The organism is Mesorhizobium amorphae CCNWGS0123 (assembly GCF_001686985.1).
GTDB lineage: Bacteria > Pseudomonadota > Alphaproteobacteria > Rhizobiales > Rhizobiaceae > Mesorhizobium > Mesorhizobium amorphae.
Window position 1 is genome coordinate 6,120,391 of sequence record NZ_CP015318.1, and the last position, 25,782, is coordinate 6,146,172.

33 protein-coding genes are annotated in these 25,782 nt (G+C 64.0%); 23 read left to right on the forward strand and 10 right to left on the reverse strand.

All coding sequences use genetic code 11. The features are described 5' to 3' along the window. The first annotated feature begins 41 nt into the window (after positions 1-41). Together A6B35_RS28780 and A6B35_RS28785 are read left to right on the forward strand one after the other, a co-directional pair. Positions 42-503 carry a tripartite tricarboxylate transporter TctB family protein gene (locus A6B35_RS28780; protein WP_006200370.1) on the forward strand — a complete coding sequence of 154 codons (462 nt, stop codon included), beginning with the start codon at positions 42-44 and terminating at the stop codon, positions 501-503. A 10-nt stretch (positions 504-513) separates the two neighbouring features. Beyond that, positions 514-2,022 (forward strand): tripartite tricarboxylate transporter permease, encoded by a 1,509-nt coding sequence (locus tag A6B35_RS28785; protein WP_006200371.1) that lies wholly within the window; start codon positions 514-516, stop codon positions 2,020-2,022. Here A6B35_RS28785 and nth read toward each other — a convergent pair. Next, positions 2,019-2,840 (reverse strand): endonuclease III, encoded by an 822-nt coding sequence (gene nth, locus A6B35_RS28790; protein WP_006200372.1) that lies wholly within the window; start codon positions 2,838-2,840, stop codon positions 2,019-2,021. The two genes, A6B35_RS28785 and nth, sit on opposite strands and share 4 nt — an antisense overlap. 22 nt (positions 2,841-2,862) lie before the next feature. On the opposite strand from nth, the gene A6B35_RS28795 reads away from it, so the two are divergent. The 11 genes from A6B35_RS28795 to A6B35_RS28845 all read left to right on the forward strand — a co-directional run bounded on the left by A6B35_RS28795 (position 2,863) and on the right by A6B35_RS28845 (position 10,688). Beyond that, on the forward strand, positions 2,863-3,357 hold the full coding sequence (locus A6B35_RS28795; protein WP_006200373.1) for a DUF2244 domain-containing protein: 495 nt from the start codon (positions 2,863-2,865) through the stop codon (positions 3,355-3,357). A 314-nt stretch (positions 3,358-3,671) separates the two neighbouring features. Beyond that, positions 3,672-4,577 carry a methylated-DNA--[protein]-cysteine S-methyltransferase gene (locus A6B35_RS28800; protein WP_040582108.1) on the forward strand — a complete coding sequence of 302 codons (906 nt, stop codon included), beginning with the start codon at positions 3,672-3,674 and terminating at the stop codon, positions 4,575-4,577. A gap of 233 nt (positions 4,578-4,810) precedes the next feature. Next, a complete protein-coding gene (locus tag A6B35_RS28805; protein ID WP_006200375.1) occupies positions 4,811-5,281 on the forward strand; it encodes a hypothetical protein in 471 nt (156 codons plus the stop codon). A 23-nt stretch (positions 5,282-5,304) separates the two neighbouring features. Further along, the gene (locus tag A6B35_RS28810; RefSeq protein WP_006200376.1) at positions 5,305-5,697 is read left to right on the forward strand and encodes a PDZ domain-containing protein; all 393 of its coding nucleotides are present in this window, start codon (positions 5,305-5,307) and stop codon (positions 5,695-5,697) included. Next, complete coding sequence (locus A6B35_RS28815; protein WP_040582110.1) at positions 5,664-6,200, forward strand: hypothetical protein; 537 nt, start codon at positions 5,664-5,666, stop codon at positions 6,198-6,200. Before A6B35_RS28810 ends, A6B35_RS28815 begins: the two co-directional genes overlap by 34 nt. Beyond that, the gene (locus tag A6B35_RS28820) at positions 6,178-6,657 is read left to right on the forward strand and encodes a hypothetical protein (protein WP_040582111.1); all 480 of its coding nucleotides are present in this window, start codon (positions 6,178-6,180) and stop codon (positions 6,655-6,657) included. Before A6B35_RS28815 ends, A6B35_RS28820 begins: the two co-directional genes overlap by 23 nt. 89 nt (positions 6,658-6,746) lie before the next feature. Continuing rightward, positions 6,747-7,652: a ribokinase gene (locus A6B35_RS28825; RefSeq protein WP_006200379.1), complete on the forward strand. Its 906-nt coding sequence runs from the start codon at positions 6,747-6,749 to the stop codon at positions 7,650-7,652. Next, positions 7,649-9,109, forward strand: a complete 1,461-nt coding sequence (locus tag A6B35_RS28830; RefSeq protein ID WP_006200380.1) for an amidase — start codon at positions 7,649-7,651, stop codon at positions 9,107-9,109. Before A6B35_RS28825 ends, A6B35_RS28830 begins: the two co-directional genes overlap by 4 nt. A gap of 110 nt (positions 9,110-9,219) precedes the next feature. Then, positions 9,220-9,834, forward strand: coding sequence for a LysE family translocator (locus tag A6B35_RS28835; protein WP_006200381.1), 615 nt, complete (start codon positions 9,220-9,222; stop codon positions 9,832-9,834). A gap of 155 nt (positions 9,835-9,989) precedes the next feature. Then, the gene (locus A6B35_RS28840; protein ID WP_244425875.1) at positions 9,990-10,262 is read left to right on the forward strand and encodes a hypothetical protein; all 273 of its coding nucleotides are present in this window, start codon (positions 9,990-9,992) and stop codon (positions 10,260-10,262) included. 57 nt (positions 10,263-10,319) lie between these two features. Next, positions 10,320-10,688 (forward strand): hypothetical protein, encoded by a 369-nt coding sequence (locus A6B35_RS28845; RefSeq protein ID WP_006200383.1) that lies wholly within the window; start codon positions 10,320-10,322, stop codon positions 10,686-10,688. 65 nt (positions 10,689-10,753) lie between these two features. On the opposite strand, the gene A6B35_RS28850 is transcribed toward A6B35_RS28845, so the two are convergent. Continuing rightward, entirely contained in the window at positions 10,754-11,695 is a 942-nt protein-coding gene (locus A6B35_RS28850) for a nucleoside hydrolase (protein ID WP_006200384.1), read from the reverse strand. Positions 11,696-11,839: 144 nt separating this feature from the next. Here A6B35_RS28850 and A6B35_RS28855 point away from each other — a divergent pair, with 144 nt between their 5' ends. Together A6B35_RS28855 and A6B35_RS28860 are read left to right on the forward strand one after the other, a co-directional pair. Beyond that, positions 11,840-12,265, forward strand: coding sequence for an Hsp20 family protein (locus A6B35_RS28855; RefSeq protein WP_006200385.1), 426 nt, complete (start codon positions 11,840-11,842; stop codon positions 12,263-12,265). 64 nt (positions 12,266-12,329) lie between these two features. Then, positions 12,330-12,587 (forward strand): BQ00720 family protein, encoded by a 258-nt coding sequence (locus A6B35_RS28860; protein WP_006200386.1) that lies wholly within the window; start codon positions 12,330-12,332, stop codon positions 12,585-12,587. 71 nt (positions 12,588-12,658) lie between these two features. Here the strand turns inward: A6B35_RS28860 and ptsN are convergent, their stop codons facing one another. The 6 genes from ptsN to lptC all read right to left on the reverse strand — a co-directional run bounded on the left by ptsN (position 12,659) and on the right by lptC (position 17,905). Then, positions 12,659-13,123: a PTS IIA-like nitrogen regulatory protein PtsN gene (gene ptsN, locus A6B35_RS28865; RefSeq protein WP_006200387.1), complete on the reverse strand. Its 465-nt coding sequence runs from the start codon at positions 13,121-13,123 to the stop codon at positions 12,659-12,661. A gap of 62 nt (positions 13,124-13,185) precedes the next feature. Beyond that, positions 13,186-13,770 carry a ribosome hibernation-promoting factor, HPF/YfiA family gene (gene hpf / locus A6B35_RS28870; RefSeq protein WP_040582113.1) on the reverse strand — a complete coding sequence of 195 codons (585 nt, stop codon included), beginning with the start codon at positions 13,768-13,770 and terminating at the stop codon, positions 13,186-13,188. Positions 13,771-14,061: 291 nt separating this feature from the next. After that, positions 14,062-15,591: an RNA polymerase factor sigma-54 gene (gene rpoN, locus A6B35_RS28875; RefSeq protein WP_006200389.1), complete on the reverse strand. Its 1,530-nt coding sequence runs from the start codon at positions 15,589-15,591 to the stop codon at positions 14,062-14,064. A gap of 214 nt (positions 15,592-15,805) precedes the next feature. Next, a complete protein-coding gene (gene lptB, locus A6B35_RS28880; RefSeq protein ID WP_006200390.1) occupies positions 15,806-16,624 on the reverse strand; it encodes an LPS export ABC transporter ATP-binding protein in 819 nt (272 codons plus the stop codon). Further along, a complete protein-coding gene (locus A6B35_RS28885; RefSeq protein WP_006200391.1) occupies positions 16,624-17,205 on the reverse strand; it encodes an LptA/OstA family protein in 582 nt (193 codons plus the stop codon). Before A6B35_RS28885 ends, lptB begins: the two co-directional genes overlap by 1 nt. Then, the gene (gene lptC, locus A6B35_RS28890) at positions 17,192-17,905 is read right to left on the reverse strand and encodes an LPS export ABC transporter periplasmic protein LptC (RefSeq protein WP_006200392.1); all 714 of its coding nucleotides are present in this window, start codon (positions 17,903-17,905) and stop codon (positions 17,192-17,194) included. Before lptC ends, A6B35_RS28885 begins: the two co-directional genes overlap by 14 nt. Before the next feature lie 303 nt (positions 17,906-18,208). On the opposite strand from lptC, the gene sppA reads away from it, so the two are divergent. The 4 genes from sppA (at position 18,209) to lhpI (ending at position 20,919) form a co-directional block, all read left to right on the forward strand. Continuing rightward, positions 18,209-19,165 (forward strand): signal peptide peptidase SppA, encoded by a 957-nt coding sequence (gene sppA, locus A6B35_RS28895; RefSeq protein WP_006200393.1) that lies wholly within the window; start codon positions 18,209-18,211, stop codon positions 19,163-19,165. Between the two features lie 80 nt (positions 19,166-19,245). Then, positions 19,246-19,530, forward strand: a complete 285-nt coding sequence (locus tag A6B35_RS28900) for an integration host factor subunit beta (protein WP_006200394.1) — start codon at positions 19,246-19,248, stop codon at positions 19,528-19,530. Positions 19,531-19,571: 41 nt separating this feature from the next. Continuing rightward, on the forward strand, positions 19,572-19,916 hold the full coding sequence (locus tag A6B35_RS28905; protein ID WP_006200395.1) for a DUF1049 domain-containing protein: 345 nt from the start codon (positions 19,572-19,574) through the stop codon (positions 19,914-19,916). A 37-nt stretch (positions 19,917-19,953) separates the two neighbouring features. Next, complete coding sequence (gene lhpI / locus A6B35_RS28910; protein WP_006200396.1) at positions 19,954-20,919, forward strand: bifunctional Delta(1)-pyrroline-2-carboxylate/Delta(1)-piperideine-2-carboxylate reductase; 966 nt, start codon at positions 19,954-19,956, stop codon at positions 20,917-20,919. A gap of 41 nt (positions 20,920-20,960) precedes the next feature. On the opposite strand, the gene A6B35_RS28915 is transcribed toward lhpI, so the two are convergent. Beyond that, the gene (locus A6B35_RS28915; protein WP_006200397.1) at positions 20,961-21,338 is read right to left on the reverse strand and encodes a VOC family protein; all 378 of its coding nucleotides are present in this window, start codon (positions 21,336-21,338) and stop codon (positions 20,961-20,963) included. A 99-nt stretch (positions 21,339-21,437) separates the two neighbouring features. After that, positions 21,438-22,136 carry a helix-turn-helix transcriptional regulator gene (locus A6B35_RS28920; protein ID WP_040582129.1) on the reverse strand — a complete coding sequence of 233 codons (699 nt, stop codon included), beginning with the start codon at positions 22,134-22,136 and terminating at the stop codon, positions 21,438-21,440. A gap of 111 nt (positions 22,137-22,247) precedes the next feature. Here A6B35_RS28920 and A6B35_RS28925 point away from each other — a divergent pair, with 111 nt between their 5' ends. The 4 genes from A6B35_RS28925 to acuI all read left to right on the forward strand — a co-directional run bounded on the left by A6B35_RS28925 (position 22,248) and on the right by acuI (position 25,757). Then, a complete protein-coding gene (locus A6B35_RS28925) occupies positions 22,248-23,339 on the forward strand; it encodes an RsmD family RNA methyltransferase (RefSeq protein WP_006200399.1) in 1,092 nt (363 codons plus the stop codon). Next, complete coding sequence (locus A6B35_RS28930) at positions 23,340-24,197, forward strand: TrmH family RNA methyltransferase (RefSeq protein WP_006200400.1); 858 nt, start codon at positions 23,340-23,342, stop codon at positions 24,195-24,197. Continuing rightward, positions 24,194-24,682, forward strand: a complete 489-nt coding sequence (gene lspA / locus A6B35_RS28935) for a signal peptidase II (RefSeq protein WP_006200401.1) — start codon at positions 24,194-24,196, stop codon at positions 24,680-24,682. Before A6B35_RS28930 ends, lspA begins: the two co-directional genes overlap by 4 nt. 79 nt (positions 24,683-24,761) lie before the next feature. Further along, positions 24,762-25,757: an acrylyl-CoA reductase (NADPH) gene (gene acuI / locus A6B35_RS28940; RefSeq protein ID WP_006200402.1), complete on the forward strand. Its 996-nt coding sequence runs from the start codon at positions 24,762-24,764 to the stop codon at positions 25,755-25,757. Positions 25,758-25,782: the final 25 nt, after the last annotated feature.

Genomic DNA, 25,782 nt, shown 5'->3' on the forward strand with positions numbered 1-25,782 from the left:
GCAGCGTCTCGCGCTCCAGACGCGGGCCTGGGAGGAACGTCATGAAACCTTTCGCAATCGACAGGACCAATGGCCTATGCGCCGCGCTGTTCATCGCTTTCGGCGCATTTTTCGCCGCTCAGTCGCTCGGCCTCGAAATCGGCACCGCCTTCCGCATGGGGCCAGGCTATTTCCCATTGGCCCTAGCGGTGGTGCTGATCCTGCTTGGCATCGTCATCCTCGTACAGGCGGTGCGCTTCGAGAGCGAGCCGATCGGCCACATTGCTTGGCGCGGCATGTTGTTCATCCTCCCCGCTCCGATCTTCTTCGGCCTGACGGTGCGCGGCCTCGGCTTCATCCCGTCGATCTTCCTGACGGCGCTGATCGCATCATTTGCCAGCGGCCGCATGAAGCCACTGACCGCGCTGGTACTATCGGCCGGCCTGACGCTGTTTGCGTTCCTCGTCTTCAGTTACGCACTTGGCCTGCCGTTCCGGCGCTTCGGCCCGTGGCTGCCATCGTGAGGAGATGACCATGGAACTCCTCGACAATCTGGCGCTCGGCTTTTCGACGGCCACATCGCTGACAAATCTTGGTTTCTGCCTGATCGGCGTCCTTCTCGGCACGCTGATCGGCGTCCTGCCCGGCATCGGCGCCACCGCAACCATCGCCATGCTCTTGCCGATCACCTTCCAGATCGGTGACCCGGTCTCCTCCCTCATCATGCTCGCCGGCATCTATTACGGTGCGCAATATGGCGGCTCCACCACCGCCATTCTCATCAATATGCCCGGCGAATCCTCGTCGGCAGTCACCGCAATCGACGGCTATCAGATGGCCAAAAATGGCCGCGCCGGGGCGGCACTCGCGATCGCGGCGATAGGCTCGTTCTTTGCCGGAACGGTGTCGACCTTCCTCGTCGCCGTCTTCGCCCCGCCGCTGACGGCAATCGCGCTGGAATTCGGCGCGGCCGAGTATTTTTCGCTGATGATCGTCGGCCTCGTCTCGTCCGTCGCGCTTGCCCACGGCTCGATCGTCAAGGCGCTGGCGATGGTCGTGCTCGGCCTGCTGCTCGGCATTGTCGGCACCGACATCTACACCGGCACGCCGCGCTTCACGCTCGGCATCACCGAATATGCGGACGGGCTGAATTTCGTCGCGGTGGCGGTCGGCGTCTTCGGCGTCGCCGAGATCCTGCGCAACCTCGAGAACGAGCATGAGCGCTCCGTGCTGATCCGCAAGGTCTCCGGCCTCATGCCGACCCGCGAGGATTTTCGGCGCATGGCGGCGCCCATTGTGCGCGGAACGATCATCGGTTCGGCGCTCGGCATCCTGCCGGGAGGCGGCGCGATCCTTGCCGCCTTTGCCTCCTACACGGTCGAAAAGCGCGTATCGAAAAATCGGGGGGAATTCGGCAAGGGCGCCATCGAAGGCGTCGCAGGACCGGAATCGGCCAACAATGCCGGCGCCCAGACCTCCTTCATCCCGATGCTGACGCTCGGCATTCCGGCCAACCCGGTGATGGCGCTGATGATCGGCGCGATGATCATCCAGGGCATCGTACCCGGCCCCAATGTCGCGACCGAACAGCCGGCGCTGTTTTGGGGCATCATCGCCTCGATGTGGATCGGCAATCTGATGCTGATCGTCCTGAATCTCCCGCTGATCGGGCTTTGGGTGAAGCTCCTCACGATCCCTTACTACGTGCTCTTCCCGATCATCATGGCGTTCTGCTCGATCGGCGTTTACAGCGTCAGCACCAACGTCTTCGACCTCTACGCCGTCGCCTTCTTCGGCGTCCTCGGCTACGTCCTGACCAAGCTGCGCTGCGAACCCGCGCCATTGCTGCTCGGCTTCGTGCTTGGCCCGCTGCTAGAGGAAAACCTGCGCCGCGCCATGATTCTCTCGCGCGGCGACCCGAGCACCTTCGTGACGAGACCGATCAGTGCCGGCCTGCTTTTCATTGCGCTCGCCGTGCTCGTCATCGTCTTCCTGCCCGCAGTCAAGAAGAAGCGCGAAGAGGTGTTTGTGGAGGAGAATTAGGCCACTTCGTCCGCCGCGCCGAGCGGCCCGATCGGCACCAGCGGCGCCGGCACATCGGTCGTCTTCTCCGCCGCCTTGCAGATGTCGGCGATGACGCAGGCCGGACAATCCGGCTTGCGCGCCTTGCAGACATAGCGGCCATGCAGGATCAGCCAGTGATGCGCGTGGCGCATGTATTCGTCGGGTATGACCGTCAGCAGCCCTTGCTCGACCTGCTCCGGCGTCTTGCCGGGCGCCAGGCCGAGCCGGTTGCCGATGCGCAGTATATGCGTGTCGACCGCCATCGTGTGCTGGCCGAAGGCCATGTTGAGCACGACGTTGGCGGTCTTGCGCCCGACCCCCGGCAGCTTGACCAGTTGCTCGCGGTCGTCGGGCACCTCGCCGCCATGGTCGGCGATCAGCGCCTGCGACAGCGCAATGACGTTCCTGGCCTTGTTGCGCCAGAGCCCGATCGTGCGGATGTAGTCGCCGACCTTTGCCTCGCCCAGCACCAGCATCTTCTGCGGCGTATCGGCGACCTTGAACAGCGCCCGCGTCGCCTTGTTGACGCCGGCATCGGTGGCTTGAGCCGAAAGCACGACCGCCACCAGCAGCGTGAAGGCGTTGACATGCTCGAGCTCGCCCTTCGGCTCCGGCCGCTGCACGGAAAAGCGCCGGAAGACCTCATGCACTTCGGCCGCGCTGTAGAGCGACCGTGATCTGACCGGCCTCGGTCGCGGCTTGGCGTTCGAGCCGTCGCGCCGGCCGGGCGGCAACTCCTTGTTGGGCATCGGGGAATTTTTGGGCATCGAGGATTTTTTGGACTTGGGGCTCGCCATACCCTTCCTATAATATCCCGGCATGAGCGACACAAACGCCTCTTTCCAAGCCGACGAGCCCTTCTTCCACGCTTTGCTGACACCGCACCGTTCGCTCGGCCGCACCGGCTTTTTCGTGCTGATGGGCATGCTGCTGTTCGGCTGGCTGGTGACCGGGGCGTTCTTCCTGTCGCGCGGCGCATGGCCGGTGTTCGGTTTCTTCGGCCTCGACGTGCTCGGCGTCTACATCGCCTTCCGCGCCAACTACCGCGCCGCCCGCGCCCGCGAAGAGGTGTCGGTGTCCCGAACCAGCCTCGACATCCGCAAGACGGCGCCGTCAGGCAAATCGGAAGCGCATCGCTTCAATCCGTTCTGGTCGCGCTTCTCGATCGCCCGCCATGCCGAGATCGGCATCACCAGGATGGCGGTGGAGGCTCAAGGGAAGACCGTTTCGATCGGCACCTTCCTCAATCCCGACGACCGCGAAAGCTTTGCCACGGCCTTTTCACGCGCGCTGGCAACCGCCAAGGCGCGCTGACGATCTTCTGCCGCCACCACCTTTTCCGAGTGTTTGCGCTGCCCCTCACCTGCCTGCCGGCATCCTCTCCCCGTATAGTGACGGGGAGAGGGGCGCTCTCATCCACCGGTTTCGCCAATCGCCAATGTTGCAAGAGGGGCGCCGGCGTCGCGGCCAGCCACTTCTCCCCGTCGCTATACGGGGAGAAGTGCCCGGCAGGGCGATGAGGGGCAGCGCCAACGTCCAATAACACAACCCGAAGCGATTTTCTCCGCAAGTTTCGGGTGGTGGCAAAGGGCGGGAAGAACGATATTCGCGGTCAAGGAGATATTGCCATGAACGCCCAGATGACCATGAATACCCGCATGAAACCAACCGCGATCCTTGAGAACGACATCACGCCCGAAGGCAGCGACTATGAGGTGGTCCGCCGCGCCATCGAGAAGATCAGTCTCGACTATCGCGACCAGCCCTCGCTGGAGGTTCTGGCCGAGGAGGTCGGCGAGACCCCGACCGGCCTGCAGAAACTGTTCACCCGCTGGGCCGGTCTGTCGCCCAAGGCCTTCCTGCAGGCGGTAACGCTCGACCATGCGCGCAAGCTGCTCGATTCAGGTATGCCGCTGCTCGAAACCTCGTTCGAGCTTGGCATGTCAGGACCTGGCCGGCTGCACGATCTCTTCGTCACCCACGAAGCGATGTCGCCAGGCGACTACAAGACGCGTGGCGCGGGCCTCACCATCCGCTACGGCTACCACATCTCGCCCTTCGGCATCGCCTTGATCATGGTCACCGACCGTGGGTTGGCCGGTCTCGCCTTCAACGATCCAGGCGGCGAGCGGGCGGCCTTCGCCGACATGTCCAGCCGCTGGCCGAACGCCAACTATGTCGAGGACATGAGCGCCACCGCGCCCTATGCGGCGCGCATCTTCGATCCGACGCTGTGGCGCGCCGACCAGCCGCTGCGCGTGGTGATGATCGGTACCGATTTCCAGCTGCGCGTCTGGGAGGCCCTGTTGCGCATCCCGATGGGCAAGGCCTGCACCTACTCCTCGATCGCCGAAAGGATCGGCGCACCGAACGCCAGTCGGGCGGTGGGTGCGGCGGTCGGCGCCAACCCGATGTCTTTCGTCGTGCCCTGCCATCGCGCGCTTGGCAAATCCGGAGCGCTTACCGGCTATCACTGGGGCCTGACACGCAAGCGCGCCATCCTCGGCTGGGAAGCAGGGCAGGTCGCGTCCTGAAACCTCGATTTTTTATGTTTTTGTTGCACAAAAGCGCAGATAGCAGTATCAATAAGTATTCCTATAATTATTCTCTGACTGTTATCGACGATACAACCGGCGACAACCTGTGGTTTCGCCGGATTTCTTAGTTACGCCGAGGCAATTCTATTTAAGTTTACCCTAAATTAACCACGATAAAGCGAGGATACCTTTGGGTTAGGTCGGACTGTCCGGCTTGATAGGAGGTCTCGATGAAGTTCTTCCGCACCGCCATCGGTGCAGCTGTTCTGGTTACCTGTATCGGCCAGACCGCATCGGCCGCAACCGGAAACGTCCTGTTCAACGGCACCATAACCGCGACCTGCACGCTGACGGTGAATTCCAACGGCACGATGACCGTCAGCACCAACCTTCAGTCGCTGAGCTCCCACAATGCCGGCGGTTCGGCCGGCAGCGTCCAGGTGGACACCACGGGCGGTGTCTCGCTCAGCGTCGATCCGGTCACATCCACCACCGTGCCTGCCTCTGATGTCACGGCCACCACCTGGACGCCGACCTTCGCCTCCACCGGTGCCCACACCATTGCGGAAACCGGCACCACGACCGCGCTTGCCGCGCCCGGCACTTCGACCGTCGCGGTCAATCTCGCCGGCACCAAGGGCGGCAGCAACCGCTTCTCCGCCGGCAACTATCAGGCAACGGTCACGCTTCGCTGCGAATGACACCCTCGCGAAAGGAGCGAGCTTTGACATATGTTCGAATTCTGGCGGCGGCACTGGCTGTCGCCCTCGTTCCCATTGCCGCGTCGGGCCAGTCGATGACGCCGATGCGCGGCGAGGTCAGGTCCTTTACCGACGCCTTCGCCGTGCGGGTCTTCCCGGGCAACCCGTATGACCAGCGCATACGCGTCGAAATCCATGTCTATGACCAGAATTTCCAACCCGTCGATGCCAGGATCACGCCGAACGCCTTCCTGCTGGCTGGCCAGGCATCGCGCCCGGTTCTGGTGGTCGTGCCGTTCGACGGCGCGACCGAGCGTAAAGTGCGTATCTGTACCGAGAGTATCCCCTTTCCAAGCGAGCAGACGCAAATAAGGGCACAGATATGCGGAAAGTTTTTCGGGCATCGCAGGTTCTGACCCTTTCCTTGCTGCCCGTTTGGGCGGTCGTAAATCAGGGGTTTGCCGAGGATATCCTGAACCTGAACCAGAACCAGACGGGTTTCACCCTGCCCGGCGTCACCTTGCCTCAGGGCCAGGACGAGGTTCATGCGTCCGACGGCACGACCTGCCGCTCCGCCGTTTCCGGCAGCGGCGCCTATCTCGACGTCGGCGTCATCAGAGGCAACAGCAACAGCCAGTCGAACAGCGACCTCGCCACTTACGGCCGCGTGGTGGTCCCGATCGGGCGGAAGCCGAAGCGCGTCGATTGCAGCCGCCTCTACGAGCTCGAGGTCGAGCGTCTGCAGCTTGAACTGAAGCTGCTGAAGATGGGCCTTGGCGCCGACGGCCAGACGACGGGGAGCGTGGCTGCCGCCGCTCCCACGGCCGCCACCGCTCCTGCGGCCGCATCAACCGGATGGGCCAACGAAGGCTGGAGCATCAGAACCGGAAACGGCGATGGCAAGAAGAAGAAGAAATAGCCTCGCGCTGCTCACAGTCGCTGCTTTGGCCCTGTCCGACCTTCCGGCGCATGCGGCGATCATCGGCACCTGCACGATCATGATCGGCGCCTCGGGAACGATGACGCCGAACCCGGCGATCAACATATTCGGCTCCAAGCAGGCCGGCGGGTCGAGCGCAGGCGCCACCATCACCGCAAGCTCCCTGCTCTGCTCCATACTCAATTTGCTCGATTGCTTTTCGGTTTCAGCGCCGCCACCTATCGCCTTCACCTCCGCGCCAAGCGGCGGCGACACCAACACTACCTTCGCCACAGTCTTCCGCATCGACGGCTCGGGCACCGACATCCCGGGCAGTTCGCCGCAGCGCCTCACCAACGGCACCCACACCATCCAGGTCGACCTCACCGCCACAAAATCACCGGGTATCTTTCCGGCCGGCAACTATCAGGGCACAGTCACGGTGCGCTGCGAATGAGGCAATGAGCCAAACCACACGCACAAGCATGCTCTGGCAACGGATCGCCTTACGGGTTAGCTTCCCGCGCATTCAGCAGGAGGCATTTCTTGATTATCGTTGTCGGCTCGATCAACCTCGACCTCATCGCCAATGTCGACCGCTTGCCGGCACCTGGCGAGACGGTGCGCGGCTCCAATTTCACGACGGCGCCCGGCGGCAAGGGCGCCAACCAGGCATTGGCTGCCGCGCGCGCCGGCGCCAAGGTCCGAATGGTGGGCGCGGTCGGCAAGGATAGTTTCGCCGCCGAGGCAACCGCATTGCTCAGGGACGGGAAAGTCGATCTGTCCGGCGTCGGAGAGAGCTTCGCCTCGACTGGCACGGCGCTGATCCTGGTCGGCGCCGACGGCGAGAACGTCATCGCCGTGGTGCCGGGCGCCAACGATTCGGTGCTGCCGGCCGACATTGCCAAAGCCCTGCTGAAGAAGAACGATGTCGTGCTTCTCCAGCATGAGATCCCGCTGCAGACCGTCGAGGCCGCGCTCGACGCGACCCGGGCGGCCGGCGCGGTCAGCGTGCTCAACACCGCGCCGTTTCGCGGCGAGGCGTCCGACCTGCTTGCCAAGGCGGACTACGCCGTCGCCAACGAAACCGAATTCGACCTCTATGGCGAGGCGTTGTCGCTCGCCGGCCGCGACCGCCCGGCGCGGATGCGCGACTATGCCGGCAAGACCGGCCGCACCATCGTCGTCACGCTCGGCGGCGACGGCGTGCTGGCCGCGACGCCGGACGATTTCCTGACGGTGCCGGCGCTGAAGATCACCCCGGTCGACACCGTCGGCGCCGGCGACACCTTCTGCGGCTATTTCGGCGCCGGCCTGTCGTCCGGCCTGCCGCTCGAACAGGCGCTCGTCCGCGCCGCCGCCGCCGGCTCGCTTGCTTGCCTGAAGCCCGGCGCCCAGCCGGCGATCCCGCTGGCAAAAGATGTCGACGCCGCCCTGACCGGTGCGCGATGACAGGCCCGCGCCCGGCCACCAAACATGCCTTGCCGGCGGCCGGCGAGATCTGCCGCCTGTCCGCGGTGGAACTGGCTGATCGTATCAGACGCCGGCAGCTTTCCGTGCGCGAGGTGGTCGCGGCCTTCCTCGACCGCATCGAGGCGGTGAACCCGCAGGTCAACGCCATTGTCTCGCTGCGCGAGCGTAGCGACATCCTGGCTGAAGCCGCCACGGCCGACGCCCATCTGGCGGGCGGTGGGGAGGCGGGGACCCTGTTCGGCCTACCGATCGCCATCAAGGACCTTGCGCTGACCAAGGGGCTCAGAACCACCTTCGGCTCGCCGATCTTCGCCGATTTCGTCCCGCAAGAAGATGATTTCTTCGTCGAACGCGTGCGCAAGGCAGGCGCCATCATCATCGGCAAGACCAATGTTCCCGAATTCGGATTGGGTTCGAACACCTACAACAGCGTGTTCGGCTCGACGCTCAATGCCTTCGACCCGGCCCTGACCGCCGGCGGCTCGAGCGGTGGTGCGGCCGTAGCCCTTGCGCTCGACATGCTCCCCGTGGCCGACGGCAGCGATTTCGGCGGCTCGCTGCGCAATCCGGCCGGCTGGAACAATGTCTATGGTTTCCGCCCGTCGCAGGGCCTTGTGCCCGGCGGACCGGACCTTGAGGTCTTTCATGCGCAGATGGGAGTCGACGGACCGATGGGCCGCAACATCAGCGACATGGCGCTTCTGCTCGATGTGCAGGCGGGCTATCATCCACACGCGCCATTGTCCTGGGAGAAACCAGGCTCGTTCCTCGAAGGGCTGGCAACGCCGGCAAGCGGCGGTCGCGTCGCCTGGCTCGGCGATCTCGGCGGTCATCTGCCGCTCGAAGCCGGCATCCTCGATCTGTGCGAAGCAGCCCTCGGCCGGTTCGCGGATGCATCCTTCCTGACCGAACCACTGCTGCCGGATTTCGATTTCGAAGCGCTGTGGCAGGCCTTCGTGACCCTGCGCCAGGCGAGCAGCGGCTCCGCGCTCAAAATCCACTATGACGATCCGCACAAACGCGGCCTGCTGAAGCCGGAAGCCGTCTGGGAGGTGGAGAAAGCCATACGGCTGACGGCGCCGCAGATCCGCGCGGCCTCGGTTGTCCGCACGTCCTGGCATAAGGTGCTGCTATCGCTGTTCGAGCGCTTCGACCTCGTCGCGCTGCCGACCGCGCAGGTCTTTCCCTTCGCGGTCTCCACCCACTGGCCGAACCAGGTGGCCGGGCGCGCCATGGACAGCTATCACCGCTGGATGCAGGTTTCTGCCTTCGCCACGCTGGGCGGCTGTCCGGCACTCAACGTACCGGTCGGCTTCGACGCCAAGGGCAGGGCGATGGGCATGCAATTGATCGGTCCGCCGCGCTCCGACCTTGCCGTGCTGAGAGCGGGAGCGGCCTATGAGGCGACGCTGCCGTGGCAGGCCGGCGCCTCCTGAGGCCAGCCTGGTTCTATCGGTGACAGTTCCGGCGGCTTGCGCCCGCGGCGATCCCATGCATTGATTTGACATGGCCGCGTCGCATAGCGGCATTCTGTCGAGGAAACCCCATGTCGCTGGAACTCTACGCCGCCTATCTGCTTGCCTGTCTCGTCATCATCCTGGTGCCCGGACCGACGGTGACGCTGATCATCGCCAACAGCATCCGCCACGGTTCGCGCGCCGGCCTTGCCAATGTCGCCGGCACGCAGGCTGGGCTTGCCATCATGATCGCCATTGTCGGCATCGGCCTGACCTCGCTGATCGCGGGCATGGGCCACTGGTTCGAATGGGTGAGGCTGATCGGCGCCGCCTATCTGATCTGGATGGGCGTGCAGATGTTCCGCTCGAAGGGCACGCTGAACGCCGACGGGACGGCGCGGAAGCCGCGTGGCGGCTTCTTCCTGCAGGGCCTGCTGGTGGCGCTGAGCAACCCGAAGACGCTGGTGTTCTTCGGCGCCTTCTTCCCGCAATTTATTTCCCCGGAAGGCAACTATGCGCTGCAGATCACGGTCATGGGCCTCACCGCGATGATCTTCGCCGCCGTGTCGGATTCGACCTACGCACTCGCCTCCGCCCGCGCCGGACGCCTGCTGTCGGCCAGCCGGGTCAAGCTGCTGTCGAGGATCAGCGGCAGCTTCCTGGTCGGCGGCGGCCTGTGGCTGGCTTTTTCCAAGGCGAAGTGACGGCGGCCGGTAGCCGGTAGCCGGGCCGCGAACAGTAATCTCTTGGAACAGGGGGCCGATTGAAAGTCGGCCTTCTCTCCACCACATGAATCGGCAAGTGGGGATTCATGCCGGTGTCATGGACTTTTGCTGACGTGAAAAGGAACGCGCCCGGCGTGATCCTGATCATTGCCGTGTTTGCGGCGGTTTTTGCCATGGATCCGCACAAATGGGCGAATGACGCCAGCCCGATCCGCTCGGTCCAGCCAATCAATGCAACGGTCAAAAGTGTCCAATTGGATCACGGCCGTGGCATCTATCTGGTGTCTGTCGAGGATGGCTCGTCTTTTCTTGTCGAAGACGAACGCCCGCATCTGATCGGCGCTCACGCAAACATTGAACTCGTCACGCGCGAGAATGGCTCGACCTTCTACAGGTTCGCAAATTGAACGACCGCCGGTCACGATACCGATGAAACACAGGGTCCCTGCTGTCAGGTGATACGTATGGCCAAGGTTCGGCATTCCCTTGCCTGGATAACCCTGCGGGAGAACCTCAGGGGCATCCTCACCATCCTTGTCGTGGGCGCGTGCGCGCTGGCGATCGGCATCCCGATTGCGAGGCAAAGCAGCCCGATCGTCAATGTCGAGCGCCTGACCGGTACTGTGGTCAACGTTCTCAACGCTCCTGCAAGTCCCGAAGTCGCGATCGGCAGCGGGTTCCGCTATTTGTATGGGATTCGCCTCGATGAAAATGACCGCCTTGTGTTCGTCTATGACGACACGGCGTCGCCGCGAGCCATCGGCTCGAAGGTCTCAATCGAGCGGCAGCATCGCCGCAACGACACCGAAACCTATAGCCTGCTCCGCAAATAGGCGGCCAGGCATCGCCCAGAAGCTCTACGCTTCTGGGCGAACAATATGCATCAATCCATACAGTTCTAAAGCCGCCCCAGCCTCTCCAGAAGCAGCGCGAAAAACGCGTCGTGGTCGATGTCACGCATCACCATGGCGTTCTGCGGCCGCTTGGTCACGCCCCACCAATCGATAACGGTCATGCCCATGGTGAGCTCGGACGAGGTTTCGACCGTCACATTGCAGTTGCGGCCCTCGAACAGCTCCGGCTTCAGCAGATAGGCGATGACGCAGGGGTCATGCAGCGGTCCGCCGTCGGTGCCGTATTTCTCCTCGTCGAAACGCTCGAAGAACTCCAGCATCTCCGCCGTCGCCGTGCCGACCCTGGTTCCGAGTTTGCGGAAGGCCTGCGTGCGCTTGGCGGTGGTCAGCGCCTTGTGGGTGACGTCGAGCGGCATCATGACGATCGGAATGCCGGCTTTGAACACGATATCGGCGGCATGCGGGTCGACATAGATGTTGAATTCGGCGGTCGGGGTGACATTGCCGCCCTCGAAGAAGCCGCCGCCCATCAATACGATCTCCTTGATGCGAGGCGCGATCCTCGGCTCGCGAATCAGCGCCAGCGCGACGTTGGTGAGCGGCCCGAGCGCGCAAAGCGTGATCGTGCCGCTCGGCTCGTTCATCAGCGTCTCGACGATGAAATCGACCCCATACTGGTCCTGCAGCTTCATCGTCGGGTCGGGCAACTGCGGCCCGTTGAGGCCGGTCTTGCCATGCACTTCCTCGGCGGTGACCAGTTCGCGTGCCAGCGGCCGGATGGCGCCGGCATAGACCTTGATATCGGGCCGTCCGGCCAGCTCGCAGATCTTGCGTGCATTCTTTTCGGTAAGGTTCAACGGCACGTTGCCGGCAACAGCTGATATGCCGACGATGTCCAGTTCGGCGCTGCCGAGCGCCAGCAATATGGCGACGGCATCATCCTGGCCGGGATCCGTGTCGATGATGATCTTGCGGGTATGGGGCATTTCAATTCCTTGTCTGGGGAGTCTTTTTGGGCGGGGTTTTTTGATGGCTTGAACTTGGCCAGGGGGCAGACCATATCAAGACCATCGGGAAAAATGCCATCTGGGTTTTTCCAGTTTATGTCGCTCTTGAGAGGACACTGTAACATGAGCCGAATGACGCCCTTTTCGAGTCCGCTTCTCCTGGGGTTCGACTCCATGGAAAAGACGCTCGAACGCCTGGCGAAGTCCGGCGACAGCTACCCCCCGTACAACATCGAGCGCCTCAGCGGTGCTGACGGCAATGCCGAAAGGCTGCGCATCACGCTTGCCGTCGCAGGCTTCGCCGAAAGCGATCTCGATGTCACCACGGAGGAGAACCAGCTCATCGTGCGCGGCCGTCAAAATGACGACACCGAGCGCGAATTCCTCCACCGCGGCATCGCCGCGCGCCAGTTCCAGCGGTGTTTCGTGCTGGCCGACGGCATGCGGGTGATTGCGGCGGAGCTGAAGAACGGCCTGCTGTCGATCGATCTCGACCGCCCGGAGGCCGAGCGGCTGGTACGGAAAATAAACATATCGGTGAAAGACTGATCCTCACCGATGGCTCTCATGCGAGGCGGCCTTGAGCGGCGTCCTCGCGCCAAGGAGGCTTGAAATGACCAGAACTGCCGAAAATCTCACCATGTCCAGCGGCGAATTCGCCCATCTCGGCGAAGGTACGGTCGCCTATCTGAGGAAAGTGTCGAGCGACGATCTGCGCGGGCGCTTCCCCGGCCTCGGCGAAATCGCGCCCGGCATGGAGCTGTGGGCGCTGTTTGCCGCCAACGGCCAGCCGATCCTGCTTTCGGATGCCCGTGACCGGGCTCTGGCGGGCGCGCTTGAGAACGACCTGACCACCGTCGCTATCCACTAAAGCGACTGCTGGCCACTGAAATGGACAGGGCCGCCCGCGGCGGCCCTTGGAAGATTTATCCCAAAGAAACTTCAGGCCGCGTGCGAGGCCTGTGTGTCCGACAAAAGCGCATGGATCGCGACCGCATCGCGCGTGCCCCTGATCTTGGCCACCGTGTCGGCATCGCGCAGCACGCGCGCGATGCGCGACAACGCCTTGAGGTGGTCGGCGCCCGCACCTTCCGGCGCCAAGAGCAGGAACACCAGATCGACCGGCTGATCGTCCAGCGCCTCGAAATCGACCGGTGTCTCCAACCGGGCAAAGACGCCCGCAATGCGCTTCACCCCGGCCAGCTTGCCATGCGGAATGGCAATGCCGTTGCCGACGCCGGTGGAACCCAACCGCTCGCGCTGCAGGATGGTGTCGAACACCTCCCGCTCCGGAATGCCGGAAATCGCCGCCGCCCTTTCGGACAGCAATTGCAGCAGCTGCTTCTTTGAGTTCGCCTTCAACGCCGGCATGATCGCCGGAACGTTGATCAGATCGCTCAGATCCATGCTTGAAATTCCCTTGTTCGCCCGCCGCCCGCCAGTCCTCGCCCCCTCGCGCGGCTGGCTTCTTATCCCTGTGCGACTTTGGTCGTGGACGGATCGATCCAGCCGATGTTCCCATCCGGCCGGCGATAGACGATGTTGAGATGATCGTTCCCGGCATTGCGGAAGACGAAAACCGGGCTGTCCTTGGTGTCGAGCTCGATGACGGCCGACGCCACCGACATGGTGCGCAGCGTCATGGTCGATTCGGCGACGATGGCCGGCGCGAAATTGTCCGGTATCTCCTCGTCGTCGTCGGCAAGCGGGGCCATCACCGTATAAGCGATGTCGGTGGGTTCGCCGTTTCCATTGCCGGAATTGTGTGACTTCAGCCGGCGCTTGTAGCGCCGAAGCCGCGTCTCCAGGCGGTCTGCCGCGGCCTCGAAGGCCAGCGTTGGATCCTGGGCGTCGCCGGTCGCCTGCAGCGATGCGCCGGAATCGAGCCGGATCATGCAGTCGGCGGAATAGCGCGACCCTGATTTGATGACCGTGACATGCCCTGAGAAACCGCGGTCGAAATATTTTCCGATCGCCTCGCCGACACGGTCGTTGATGCGCGTACGAAACGCATCGCCGATATCCATGTGTTTTCCCGATATGCGCAGTTTCATCTGAAAACTGACCTTCCCTGCTCAGGCTTCAAACTGCCCCGAGTTTATACTCGTGGTCCGTGCGCACAAGCTTTGCGGCGGCACTCCCGCTGTTTTTAAATCCGGACTTTCCGATTGATCACAAGCCGCCTTCTTGGCCGTCCCGTGGCCTTCACCGTGACGGACCATTCGCATGCGGGCTTCGAGCCCGTCTCATGCGGGCGGGCTTCTAGCCACTTCATTGCGGCTTGTCAATGAAGCACGAAAACTGTGGAAATCCGGCCCGTCTCGCAGGGCCCATTTGGGACCGTATCAACGCCCGACGCTGGCCAGGGCCCGTTTTTCGCGCCGCCGCTGCACCGACGAGGGAATGTTCATGCCTTCCCGGTACTTGGCGACGGTGCGCCGGGCGATGTCGACGCCGCTTTCTCTCAGCATATCGACAATGGCGTCGTCGGAAAGCACATCGACGGGCTTTTCCTCGTCGATCAGCTGCTTGATGCGGTCGCGCACCGCTTCCGAGGAATGAGCATCGCCGCCTCCCGCCGAAGCGATCGAGGCGGTGAAGAAATAACGCAACTCGAACACGCCGCGCGGCGTCAGCATGTATTTGTTCGCCGTGACCCGGCTGACGGTCGATTCGTGCATGCCGATGGCATCGGCCACCGTGCGCAAATTGAGCGGCTTCAACTGACGCACGCCATGGACCAGAAACGCGTCCTGCTGGCGCACGATTTCCGACGCCACTTTGAGGATGGTCTTCGCCCGCTGGTCAAGGCTGCGCGTCAGCCAGTTGGCGTTCTGCAGGCACTCGGCCAGGAAGTCCTTTTCCGTCTGGTTTTTCGCGTGGCCGGAAACCCGCGCGAAATAGATATGGTCGACCAGCACGCGCGGCAGCGTCTCGGCATTGAGCTCTACCGTCCAGCTGCCATCATTGGCCGCCCGCACCTCGACGTCGGCGACGATCGCGTCACTGGCGCCGCCCAGGAATGCCGTGCCGGGCCGCGGGTCGAGCGCCCGGATTTCGGCCAGCATGTCGAGAAGATCCTCCTCGTCGACACCGCAGATGCGTTTCAGCGTCTGGAAATCGCGCCGCGCCAACAGCTCCAGATTGGCGACCAGCGCCTTCATCGCCGGATCGAGCCGGTCACGCACGGCTAGCTGCAGCGACAGGCATTCCGCAAGGTCGCGGGCAAACAGGCCGGCGGGCTCGAATGTCTGGCAAACGTCAAGCACCTTGGCCACCGCCGCCGCGTTCGCGCCGAGACGGACGGCGATTTCGGCGGTGTCGGCGCGCAGGTAGCCGGCCTCGTCGAGGCCGTCGGCAAGCTCGCCGGCGATCAGCCGCGCCGCCGGATCGGCGAAGGCAAGGGCGATCTGCTCGCCGACATGTTCGCGCAGCGTGATTGCCGTGGCCGCCATGTCGCCGACGTCGAAGCCCTCGGACGACGATCCGCCGGCGTTGCCGCCGGAGGCCGATTTCCATTGCGCCGTAAGGTCGGGCCCGAGCCGTTCGCTGGTGCCGGGATCGTCCGGAAAAAGGTTCTCCAGCGAGGAGTCGAGCTTGTCCGAGATCGCCTCGGCGCTCCATTGCGTCTCGGCTTCGAACCAGTCCCCGTCTGAAGCGGGCTCAGGCGCGGCGTCGTTCTTCTGCGCCTGGTCGCTCGCCGCATCGTCCTGCGGCTCGGCGCGCTCAAGCAGCGGATTGCGTTCGATCTCGTCGTCGATGAAGCGGTCCAGCTCGATGTGAGTAAGCTGCAGCAGCCGAATCGACTGCATCAGCTGCGGCGTCATCACCAGCGACTGGGACTGTCGTAGCTGTAGCTTTGCCGCCAGAGCCATGGTTCGGTTTCAAACGCCTTCTCTACCCACTGGGAAGTCTACGCATCGGAACAGCCGGAACAGATTTTCCGACCGGGCATAGAGACTGGCCCGGCTTTTGCTTGTCAAGCGAAACGCTAGCAAGAGTCGCTTACCGGAGCGTTATCCGGACGAAAGATAGCAAAAAACAACCGGGAATTGCCCCAAATTCACTGCGGGGAAACGTATTTTACGCTCAGAGCGTAAAACCCTCGCCGAGATAGAGACGCCGCACATCCGCATTGGCGACCACCTCGTCGGCGCGGCCATGCGTCAGCACCTGGCCGGCATGGATGATGTAGGCGCGGTCGATGAGGCCGAGCGTCTCGCGCACATTGTGGTCGGTGATCAGCACACCGATGCCGCGCGCCGTCAAATGGCGCACAAGCTGCTGGATGTCGGCGACGGCAATCGGGTCGATGCCGGCGAAAGGCTCGTCGAGCAGCATGTAGGCCGGGCGCGTCGCCAGGGCGCGGGCGATCTCGAGGCGACGCCGTTCGCCGCCGGAAAGCGAGAGCGACGGCGCCTTGCGCAGATGGCTGATGTGGAACTCCTCGAGCAGTTCGTCGAGGCTGCGTTCGCGCTCCTTGCGGCTCTTCTCGACCACTTCGAGTACGGCGCGGATGTTCTGTTCGACGCTCAGACCACGGAAGATCGATGCTTCCTGCGGAAGGTAGCCGATGCCGAGCCGGGCACGGCGATACATCGGCATCGAGGTGACGTCGAAGCCGTCGATCTCGATCGTGCCTTCATCCACCGGCACCAGGCCGGTGACCATGTAGAAACAGGTGGTCTTGCCGGCGCCGTTGGGGCCGAGCAGCCCGACCGCCTCGCCGGCGCGCACGCCGATGGTCACGCCGCTGACGACCTTGCGGCCCTTGTAGCTCTTGGTCAGGCCCTTGGCGATCAAGGTGCCCTTGAACTTCGCGGAATCGACGTTGGCCGTGGCCGGTGTCCCCAATTTGCCGGCGGCCCGCCCCGGAAGGCGGGCCAGCAGCGACGCTACGCCGGCCATTAGTTCTTCGGCGCTCCCTGCTTCGGTGGCGGTGTCATCGACATGATGACGCGCCCGCCGCAGCCGTCGACATTGGCAAGGCCGGTCTTCATCTGCACGGTGAGCTTGCAGCCCTTCAGCACGTTGGGGCCTTGCGACAGCACCACTTCCTTGCCGGACAGAACGAGCACCTGCGTCTTCATGTCGAAAGTGCCGTTGTCGCCGGTGGCGATCTGGTCATCCGACTTCATATAGACTTTGTTCTCGACTACCAGATGGTCGATGTTGGCCGAGCCGGTCATCGCCGAGGCTCCTGCGGCCGCGCCCTTTGCGGCATTGGGATCCTTGACATAGTACACCGTCATCTTGCCGGCCTTGAGCATGGTCGGCCCCTGCGTGACGGTAACGTTGCCGCTGAACACGGCGACACTATCCGCCTGGCGGACTTCCAGCTTGTCGCTCTCGATCTGGATCGGCTGGTCGCCCGACAGTTTGAGGCCGGACTGACTGGTCGCGCCGGACTGGGCAAGCGAAGGCACCAGGCCGAGCAGCAGCAGCGCCGATGCCGCGCCCACAAGCCGTGCCGAACTACTGGGACGCATTCGATTCTCCGCTCTTTGCCTCCGCCGCCTTCAGGCTGGCGGCGTCGATGTTGACGCGCACTCTGTTTTCGAAAACCAGAACCTTGCCATTGTCCTGGATCGACATCGTGTCCGCCGTGATCCGCGAGCCGCCGCGGCTGACATCGACCGGATCATTCGTCTTCATAGTGCCTTTGCCCATGTCGAGGAAGATGGATTTGAGCTTGGCCTCGATGCCATCGGTTGTCGTCACCGTGATGTCGCTGGTCAGGTTCATCGTGTTACCGGCGCGATCGTAGATGCCGCGCGTCGCGTTGACGGTCGCCACGTTGTCGGGCGCCAGCGGCAATTTGGCATTGATGCCTTCCAGATCGATGATGCCTTGTTTGCCGACGTCCTGGATGGCCCGCAGCGCCGTCAGCGAATAGGGCAGCTTCTGCTTGGTGAAGCCGTTGAGCTTGGGATTGGCCATCACCAGCTTGCCGTCGGAGAAGGCGCTGCCGTCGGCCTGCACCGAGATCGACTCGGGCGCGGCGAGATAGGAGTAGACCGGAAAGGCAACGGCGATGATGGCTGCAAGCAGCGGTACCGCGAATTTTAGCACCCGCACCCGGCGCGAATGCCGCTGCGCGAGGTCGAAGGCGTCACCACGCGTGCCGGCTGGCGCCGCAGGCGCCAAAGCCGTCTCGGCATTGGTCTGTTCGTTCGATCGCGCTAGCATGACTATTTTCTAATAAACCCTTGCCCGCCAAACCACCGCCTATAGGTGGGATGCCGGTCCCCGCAAGCAAGCACAAGCCGAGGAAAACCGCAAAAATATGACGGCCGCTGTCTTACAAACGGAAATGAAGGCGACACAATTTCCGCACTTCATAGCAGATACGGACACGCAGCGTTAATTTTTCGTGAAACGCTGCTTCGCAGCCGCAGACAATCTTGTGTCCTGCGCAAACCGCAGGAAACGGTAGCCGGGCGTTGGCGCTTGCTTTAAAAGCATCTCTTCCCACCGACCGCGAGGCTGACCATGGCACTGAGAGCCGACGACCTGATCGACCGCCGCCGTTTGCGCCGCAAGCTGACATTCTGGCGCGTTGCCGCGCTCGGCGTCGCGGCGGCCGCACTGATCGCGCTGTCGGCGTGGGTCTACAGCGACGACTTCACCGGTTCGGCGGTCGACCACATCGCCAAGGTCAGGATCGAAGGCACCATCACCGAGGACGAGGATCTGATCAAACGGCTGGAAACCATCCGCCAGTCCGCGAAGGTGAAAGGCGTCATCCTGTCGATCGATTCCCCCGGCGGCACCACGGTCGGCGGCGAATCGATCTTCGAAGAGGTGCGCAAGCTCGCCGCCGACAAGCCCGTGGTGGCGGAGGTCGGCACGCTCGCCGCATCCGCCGGCTACATGATCGCAAGTGCCGCCGACCACATCGTCGCCCGCAAATCCTCCATCGTCGGTTCGATCGGCGTGCTGATCCAATATCCCGACGTCAGCGGCTTGATGGACAAGCTCGGCATCAAGCTGGAGGAAGTGAAGTCCTCGCCGCTGAAGGCCTCGCCCTCGCCCTTCAAGCCGACCAATGACGACGAGCGCGCCATGGTCCGCAAGCTCATCCTCGACAGCTACGACTGGTTCGTCGGCATCGTCGCCGAACGGCGCAAGATGACCCGCGAGCAGGCGCTGGCACTTGCCGACGGCTCGATCTTCACCGGCCGCCAGGCGCTTGCCAACCACCTGATCGACGCCGTCGGCGGCGAAACCGAGGCGATCGACTGGCTGGCGACCAAGGGCGTCGACGCCAAGCTCAAGGTGGTGGAATGGAAGGACACGCAAGGGCGTGGCAGTTTCCTGTTCTCCAAGACAATGGCCAGGACGATTGCCGGCGCGCTCGGCCTTCCCGACGCCGGCGGTGACGTGATCCACGAAATTGGAGCGGATCGCTTGTTTCTTGACGGTCTCGTTTCGGTCTGGCACCCTTGACGGGCCGTTTGGGACGGATGAAAAAGCAAATAAAATCATCCTCATAATTTGACCGCAGTGCTTTCACGGGGACCGTTCTCATGATCAAATCCGAACTTGTGCAGATCATTGCCACGCGCAATCCGCATCTTTTCCTGCGCGACGTCGAAAACATCGTCGGCGCCATTTTCGACGAGATCACCGACGCCCTTGCCGAAGGCAACCGGGTCGAACTGCGCGGTTTCGGCGCTTTTTCGGTGAAAAACCGCCCCGCCCGCACCGGCCGCAACCCACGCACCGGCGAATCCGTCGAGGTCGAGGAGAAGTGGGTGCCGTTCTTCAAGACCGGCAAGGAGTTGCGTGAAAGGCTGAACGGCGGCAAATAGGCGCCGCGCGGGGTCAACCCGGCCTTTCGACAGGAAACCTTATGTTCAATCGCTTCATGCTCATCGTGGTCTTCGTGCCGCTGGCCGTCATCCTGATCGCGCTGGCCGTCGCCAACCGCGAACTGGTCGCCTTCACGCTGGATCCGTTCAATCCCGGCAACCCGGCGCTGACGCTCACGCTGCCCCTCTTCATCTTTCTGTTCCTGGCTCTCGCCGTCGGCATGGTCGTCGGCAGCCTGGCGACTTGGGTTAAGCAGGGCCGCTACCGCAAGCTGGCGCGCCAGCGCGGGGTCGAGGCCGAGAACCTGCGCCAGGCGGTCAGCCGCGCCCCTGCGCCGCCGCAAGGGCCGGCCCAGGGGACAGCTTTGCCGAAGCCGACGGCCTGAAGCACGGTTTGGTGCCTTTCGCTCCACGGAGTTTTTCATGCTGACCATTTCGGCCGCCGAGGTCGACCATGCCCTGAGCTTCAAGGGACTGGTCGAGACGTTGCGCAGTGCCTTTCGCGACGGCGCCGTGCAGCCGGTCCGTCACCATCACACCATCGAACGGCCCGATGGTGCGGCCTCTACGTTGCTGCTGATGCCGGCCTGGACCGATTTCAACGCTGCCGGCACCTCGGCGGGCGGCCATATCGGCGTCAAGATCGTCACCGTATCGCCCGACAACAATGCCATCGGCAAACCCGCGGTGATGGGGCTTTATCTCCTGCTCGATGGCGCGACCGGCGAGCCCGAGGCCATGATCGACGGCCAGCGGCTGACGCAGTGGCGCACCGCCTGCGCCTCGGCGCTGGCCGCGTCCTACCTCGCCCGCGAGGATGCCTCGCGGCTACTGGTGGTCGGCGCCGGCGCGCTGTCGCCGTTCCTCGCCAAGGCGCACTCGGCGGTGCGGCCGATCAAGACCATCCGCATCTGGAACCGCACGCCGGCCAATGCCGAAAAGGTCGCGGCTGAATTGCGCGCGGAGGGTTTCCCGGCCAGCGCCGCCGGCGATCTCGACGCCGAACTCGGCGAGGCCGACATTGTCTCGTCGGCGACCATCACGACGGCGCCGCTGATCAGGGGCGCACTGCTGAAACCAGGCGCACATGTCGACCTGGTCGGCGGCTTCACGCCGACGATGCGCGAAAGCGACGACGACGCCATTCAGCGCGCCCGCGTCTATGTCGACACCCGCGCCGGCGCCACCAAGGAAGCCGGCGATATCGTCCAGCCGCTGGCCTCCGGCGTGCTGAAACCGGAAGCCATCGTCGCCGATCTGCATGAACTGGCCCGCGGTGAAAAGCAGGGCCGGCAGAGCGTCGACGAGATCACGCTATTCAAATCGGTCGGCGCAGCCCTCGAGGATCTCGCCGCCGGCATCGCGGTCTACAAAGCGCTCAAGGATTAGGCAGTGGGCAATAGGCAATAGGCGAACACCAACCCTACTGCCTACTGGCCTATCTCGTTCAGCCAATAGACCCGCAACCGGTGATTGTCGGGGTCGAGCGCGACGAAGGTGCGGCCGAAATCCATGTCGGTCGGCCTTTGCAGGATGTTCAGGCCGCGCCCGGCCCAGTTCTCATGGGCGGCGTCGACCGCATCAGGCGTATGCAGCGCAAAGACCAGCTCGGCGCCGCCACCCGCCGCCGCGGCCGCCGGCTCCACCGTGTGGCGCGACCACAGGCCAAGCTTGAAGCCGCCGTCGAGCACGAACAGCACGAAGGTCGGCGACGCCTCGACCGGCTGGCGTCCGAGCAACGCGCCATAGAAGGCGCCACTCCGCTCCGGGCTGTCGACATAGAGGATGACGAAATTGGGGGTGTTCATGTCTGCTCTCCAAAGTGTTTCGATTGGAGGAGCATAGGCAGTCCCACTGTCAGATTCTGGCAGCAGCCGATTGGAAGAACACGAAAAGTTCGGACGGGATCAGCCGCCAGGCGGGGACCGCGGCGTATCCAGCGTCGTTCGCCATTCCCTGAGCAAGGCCTGCCGCCGGCGCGGGTAGCGGACATCGGTGGCGTTGAGTCCGGAGATGCGATCGGCGCGAAAATGACGAAAATCCTGCCGCGCCTCGCACCAGGCCACCACGACCCGCACCTTGTCGAAGAAGCCGAGTGCAAACGGCCAGACCATGCGCTCGGAGGCCGCACCGCCGGCGTCACGGTAGAGGAAGCCGAGCTTGCGCTCATTGCGGATGGCCTGCCGCACCAGGCTGAGATCTATGCCTTCGACGGCGCCAGCGGCCGGTCCGACCAGCAGCGTGCTGGCATCGAGTTCCTCGCGCAGATCGTCCGGCAGCACCGCGGCGATCTTGGCCAGCGCGTCTGTGGCGGCGGCCGACAGCCGCGAATCCGGCTGCTTGGCCACCCAGCGCGAGCCGAGCACGATGGCCTCGATCTCTTCATCGGTGAACATCAGCGGCGGCAGCATGAAGCCGGGCCTGAGCACATAGCCAAGCCCCGCCTCGCCCTCGATTGGCGCGCCCTGACCCTGCAGCGTCGCGATGTCGCGGTAGAGCGTGCGGATCGAGATGCCCATCTCGCCGGCAAGCGTGCGCCCGCTCACTGGCCGGCGATGCCGGCGCAGGAGCTGGATCAGGTCGAGCAGGCGTGCGGAGCGGGACATGATCCCAGATTTGCCTGCTTCCTCGAGCGAGGTCCATCGCATCGCCGGACCATTTTGTTGCGAAGCCGGTGGCCCTATGTCAAAAGCGGCCTGCCGTTCCGGAGACCTTTCTTGAAATCCTTTCGCGACCGAAACCGCGACAACCGCCCGCGCCAGCCTGCGAGATCCGGGACGGAGCAGTCACGCCCACGCGACGGCGGTCATCCGGTCAAGCCGGCGCCAAAGCCTGACGAAAGAAACGAGATACGAGCGCAGGACCGGTCCGAACCGAAGCCCACACCGCGCATCCTTGCCCGCCGCGACGGCGTCTTGCCCGCCGAACGGCTGCCGCTGATCCTCGAAGTTGCGCCCAATACCGATTATGCGCTGCTCGACAGCGGCGCCGGCCAAAAACTCGAGCAATATGGCCCCTATCGCATCGTGCGGCCCGAGGGCCAGGCGATCTGGCAGAAAGCGCTGCCCGCGAAGGACTGGGACCGTGCCGACGCCATCTTCACCGGCGATACCGACGAGGAAGGCATCGGCCGCTGGCGCTTCCCGCGGACGCCGCTCGGCGAGACCTGGCCGATGAAGCATGACGGCATCGACTATCTCGGCCGCTTCACCTCGTTTCGCCATGTCGGCGTCTTTCCCGAGCAGGCTTCGCACTGGGATCATATGGCCGGCCTGATCGCGGCGGCGAAGCGGCCGGTCAAGGTGCTGAACCTGTTCGGCTACACCGGGCTTGCCTCCCTGGTGGCGGCCCGCGCCGGGGCCGAGGTCACCCATGTCGATGCCTCCAAGAAGGCGATCGGCTGGGCGCGCGAGAACCAGGAGATGGCCGGGCTGGGCAACAAGCCGATCCGCTGGATCGTCGACGACGCAGTGAAGTTCGCCGAGCGCGAGGAGCGCCGCGGCAGCCGCTACGACATCGTCCTGTTCGACCCGCCCGCCTATGGCCGCGGGCCCAAGGGCGAGGTCTGGCAATTGTTCGAGGATCTGCCTGGGTTGACCGATCTCTGCCGCGCGATCCTGACGCCCAGACCGCTGGCCGTGGTGCTGACCGCCTATTCGATCCGCGCCTCCTTCTTCGCGATCCATGCCTTGATGCGCGACACTTTTGCCGGCATGGGCGGCACGGTGGAGTCGGGCGAATTGATCATCCGCGAGAAATCCGCCGGCCGGGCGCTGTCGACCTCGCTGTTTTCGCGCTGGGTGGCCTGAATGAGCGAGCGGCACGCAGGCGCGCCAGGGCAGGTCAAGGAAGTCACCAGCCTCGCCAATCCGCTGGTCAAGGACATCAAAGCGCTCGCCTTGAAGAAATTCCGCGACCAGCAGAATGCCTTCATGGCCGAGGGCCTCAAGCTGGTCATCGACGCGCTCGACCTCGGCTGGTCGATCAAGACGCTGATCTTCGCCAAGGCAGGGCGCGGCAATGCGGTGGTCGAAAAGGTCGCGGCGCGCACCGTCGCCGCCGGCGGCACCGTGCTCGAAGTTTCCGAAAAGGTGCTGACGGCGATTACCCGCCGCGACAATCCGCAAATGGTGGTCGGCGTCTTTGCCCAGAAACTCCTGCCGCTGAAGGACATCCGCGCCAGGGACGGCGATGTCTGGGTGGCGCTCGACCGGGTGCGCGACCCCGGTAATCTCGGCACCGTCATCCGCACCGTCGATGCCGTCGGCGCCAAGGGCGTCATCCTGGTCGGCGAAACCACCGATCCGTTCTCCGTCGAGACGGTGCGCGCTACCATGGGCTCGATCTTCGCCGTGCCTGTGGCCAAGGCGACGCCCGAAGCCTTCCTGGCCTGGCGAAAGAGCTTTTCCGGCCTCGTCGCCGGAACGCATCTGAAGGGCGCGGTCGACTACCGCTCGGTCGATTTCTCCAGGAGCCCGGTGCTGCTGTTGATGGGTAACGAGCAGCAGGGCCTGCCCGACAGCCTGGCCGAAAGCTGCGACCGGTTGCTCAGGATCCCGCAGGCCGGCCGCGCCGATTCGCTCAACCTCGCAGTGGCGACAGGCGTCATGCTGTTCGAGATCCGGCGCGGCGCGCTGAAGCTTGGGCCGGAGAACACCAAATCGTGAAGTCATGGTCCCCCTATGCCGTGCTGGTCGTCGTCGCCATCGGTCTCGACCAGTGGATAAAACAACTGGTCGAGACCGGCCTCGCCTTTCAGGAGAAGGTCGACCTGGTACCGTTCCTGGCGCTCTTTCGCACCTACAACACCGGTATCGCCTTCTCGATGTTCTCGTCCTTCGGCGACACCGGCCTGGTGGTCATTGCCGCCCTCGTCGTCGCCTTCGTGCTCTATCTCGCGACGCGCACGCCGGCCGGCCATGTCCTTTCGCGCACCGGCTTTGCCCTGATCATCGGCGGCGCGCTCGGCAATCTGATCGACCGCGCCGTCTATGGCCACGTCATCGACTACATATTGTTCCACACGCCGGTGTGGTCCTTCGCCGTCTTCAACCTCGCCGACGCCTTCATCTCGGTCGGCGCGGCACTGGTCGTCTTCGACGAACTGATCGGCTGGCGGCGCGAAGCCGAGCCCCAGGGGCCGGACGCCTGAACGCCCGACTCGCTTGAAAGATTGACCTCGCCGGGCCGTCGCCGCACAGTCCGCGCATCGCAATTCCGAGGAGAAAAAAGTGTCCGAAACCTTCAAAGCCATCCTCGTTTCGCGCGACGCAGAGAAAAAGCAGTCGGTGGCGGTGACCGACCTGACCGAGACCGAGCTGATGGAAGGCGACGTCACCGTCGCGGTCGAAGCGACGACGGTCAACTTCAAGGATGGGCTGGCCATCACCGGCAAGGCGCCGGTCATCCGCCGCTGGCCGCTGGTGCCGGGCATCGATTTCGCCGGCACCGTCGTCTCCTCGTCCCATGCCGACTGGCGCAAGGGCGACAAGGTCATCCTGAACGGCTGGGGCGTCGGCGAGACGCATTTCGGCGCCTACGCCGGTCGCGCCCGCGTCAACGGCGACTGGCTGGTGCCGCTGCCTGAGGGCATGAGCCCGCATGATGCGATGGCGGTCGGCACGGCAGGCTATACCGCCATGCTTTGCGTCATCGCGCTCGAAAGGCACGGCATCGTGCCCGATCGCGGCCCGGTGGTGGTGACGGGTGCTGCCGGCGGCGTCGGCTCGGTCGCGGTCTCGCTCCTGTCCAGCCTCGGCTACCATGTCATCGCCTCGACCGGCCGCAATGCCGAAAGCCCCTATCTGATCGATCTCGGGGCTGCCGAAGTGATCTCGCGCGACGAGCTTGCCCAGCCGGCAAAGCCGCTGGCCAAGGAGCGCTGGGCCGGCGGCGTCGACGCGGTCGGCAGCCACACGCTGGCCAATGTTCTGTCGATGACGTCCTATGGCGGCGCGGTTGCCGCCTGCGGGCTGGCCGGCGGCATGGACCTGCCGGCGAGCGTCGCACCCTTCATCCTGCGCGGCGTCTCATTGCTCGGCATCGATTCGGTCATGGCGCCTAAGCCGGTCCGACTCGAGGCATGGCGCCGTATCGGCACCGATCTCGACCATAAGAAGCTCGCCACGCTGTCCACGACCATCGGTTTCGACGGTATTGTCGCGGCCGCGCGCGACATCGTCGACGGCAAGATCAGGGGCCGCGTCGTGGTCGATATGCAGCGCTGACAAGGCAAATCGGCGCGACCGCTAA

Coding starts and splice junctions, on each gene's coding strand:
- A6B35_RS28885 (WP_006200391.1), bottom strand. CDS start 17,205: ATGCGTCCCAGTAGTTCGGCACGGCTTGTGGGCGCGGCATCGGCGCTG.
- A6B35_RS28855 (WP_006200385.1), top strand. CDS start 11,840: ATGAGCCGAATGACGCCCTTTTCGAGTCCGCTTCTCCTGGGGTTCGAC.
- sppA (WP_006200393.1), top strand. CDS start 18,209: ATGGCACTGAGAGCCGACGACCTGATCGACCGCCGCCGTTTGCGCCGC.
- A6B35_RS28920 (WP_040582129.1), bottom strand. CDS start 22,136: ATGTCCCGCTCCGCACGCCTGCTCGACCTGATCCAGCTCCTGCGCCGG.
- A6B35_RS28830 (WP_006200380.1), top strand. CDS start 7,649: ATGACAGGCCCGCGCCCGGCCACCAAACATGCCTTGCCGGCGGCCGGC.
- A6B35_RS28850 (WP_006200384.1), bottom strand. CDS start 11,695: ATGCCCCATACCCGCAAGATCATCATCGACACGGATCCCGGCCAGGAT.
- rpoN (WP_006200389.1), bottom strand. CDS start 15,591: ATGGCTCTGGCGGCAAAGCTACAGCTACGACAGTCCCAGTCGCTGGTG.
- lptB (WP_006200390.1), bottom strand. CDS start 16,624: ATGGCCGGCGTAGCGTCGCTGCTGGCCCGCCTTCCGGGGCGGGCCGCC.
- A6B35_RS28815 (WP_040582110.1), top strand. CDS start 5,664: ATGCGGAAAGTTTTTCGGGCATCGCAGGTTCTGACCCTTTCCTTGCTG.
- A6B35_RS28845 (WP_006200383.1), top strand. CDS start 10,320: ATGGCCAAGGTTCGGCATTCCCTTGCCTGGATAACCCTGCGGGAGAAC.
- A6B35_RS28915 (WP_006200397.1), bottom strand. CDS start 21,338: ATGAACACCCCCAATTTCGTCATCCTCTATGTCGACAGCCCGGAGCGG.
- hpf (WP_040582113.1), bottom strand. CDS start 13,770: ATGAAACTGCGCATATCGGGAAAACACATGGATATCGGCGATGCGTTT.
- A6B35_RS28900 (WP_006200394.1), top strand. CDS start 19,246: ATGATCAAATCCGAACTTGTGCAGATCATTGCCACGCGCAATCCGCAT.
- A6B35_RS28780 (WP_006200370.1), top strand. CDS start 42: ATGAAACCTTTCGCAATCGACAGGACCAATGGCCTATGCGCCGCGCTG.
- lhpI (WP_006200396.1), top strand. CDS start 19,954: ATGCTGACCATTTCGGCCGCCGAGGTCGACCATGCCCTGAGCTTCAAG.
- ptsN (WP_006200387.1), bottom strand. CDS start 13,123: ATGGATCTGAGCGATCTGATCAACGTTCCGGCGATCATGCCGGCGTTG.
- A6B35_RS28930 (WP_006200400.1), top strand. CDS start 23,340: ATGAGCGAGCGGCACGCAGGCGCGCCAGGGCAGGTCAAGGAAGTCACC.
- A6B35_RS28805 (WP_006200375.1), top strand. CDS start 4,811: ATGAAGTTCTTCCGCACCGCCATCGGTGCAGCTGTTCTGGTTACCTGT.
- A6B35_RS28860 (WP_006200386.1), top strand. CDS start 12,330: ATGACCAGAACTGCCGAAAATCTCACCATGTCCAGCGGCGAATTCGCC.
- A6B35_RS28785 (WP_006200371.1), top strand. CDS start 514: ATGGAACTCCTCGACAATCTGGCGCTCGGCTTTTCGACGGCCACATCG.
- A6B35_RS28800 (WP_040582108.1), top strand. CDS start 3,672: ATGAACGCCCAGATGACCATGAATACCCGCATGAAACCAACCGCGATC.
- A6B35_RS28820 (WP_040582111.1), top strand. CDS start 6,178: ATGGCAAGAAGAAGAAGAAATAGCCTCGCGCTGCTCACAGTCGCTGCT.
- A6B35_RS28905 (WP_006200395.1), top strand. CDS start 19,572: ATGTTCAATCGCTTCATGCTCATCGTGGTCTTCGTGCCGCTGGCCGTC.
- lptC (WP_006200392.1), bottom strand. CDS start 17,905: ATGCTAGCGCGATCGAACGAACAGACCAATGCCGAGACGGCTTTGGCG.
- A6B35_RS28835 (WP_006200381.1), top strand. CDS start 9,220: ATGTCGCTGGAACTCTACGCCGCCTATCTGCTTGCCTGTCTCGTCATC.
- A6B35_RS28795 (WP_006200373.1), top strand. CDS start 2,863: ATGAGCGACACAAACGCCTCTTTCCAAGCCGACGAGCCCTTCTTCCAC.
- nth (WP_006200372.1), bottom strand. CDS start 2,840: ATGGCGAGCCCCAAGTCCAAAAAATCCTCGATGCCCAAAAATTCCCCG.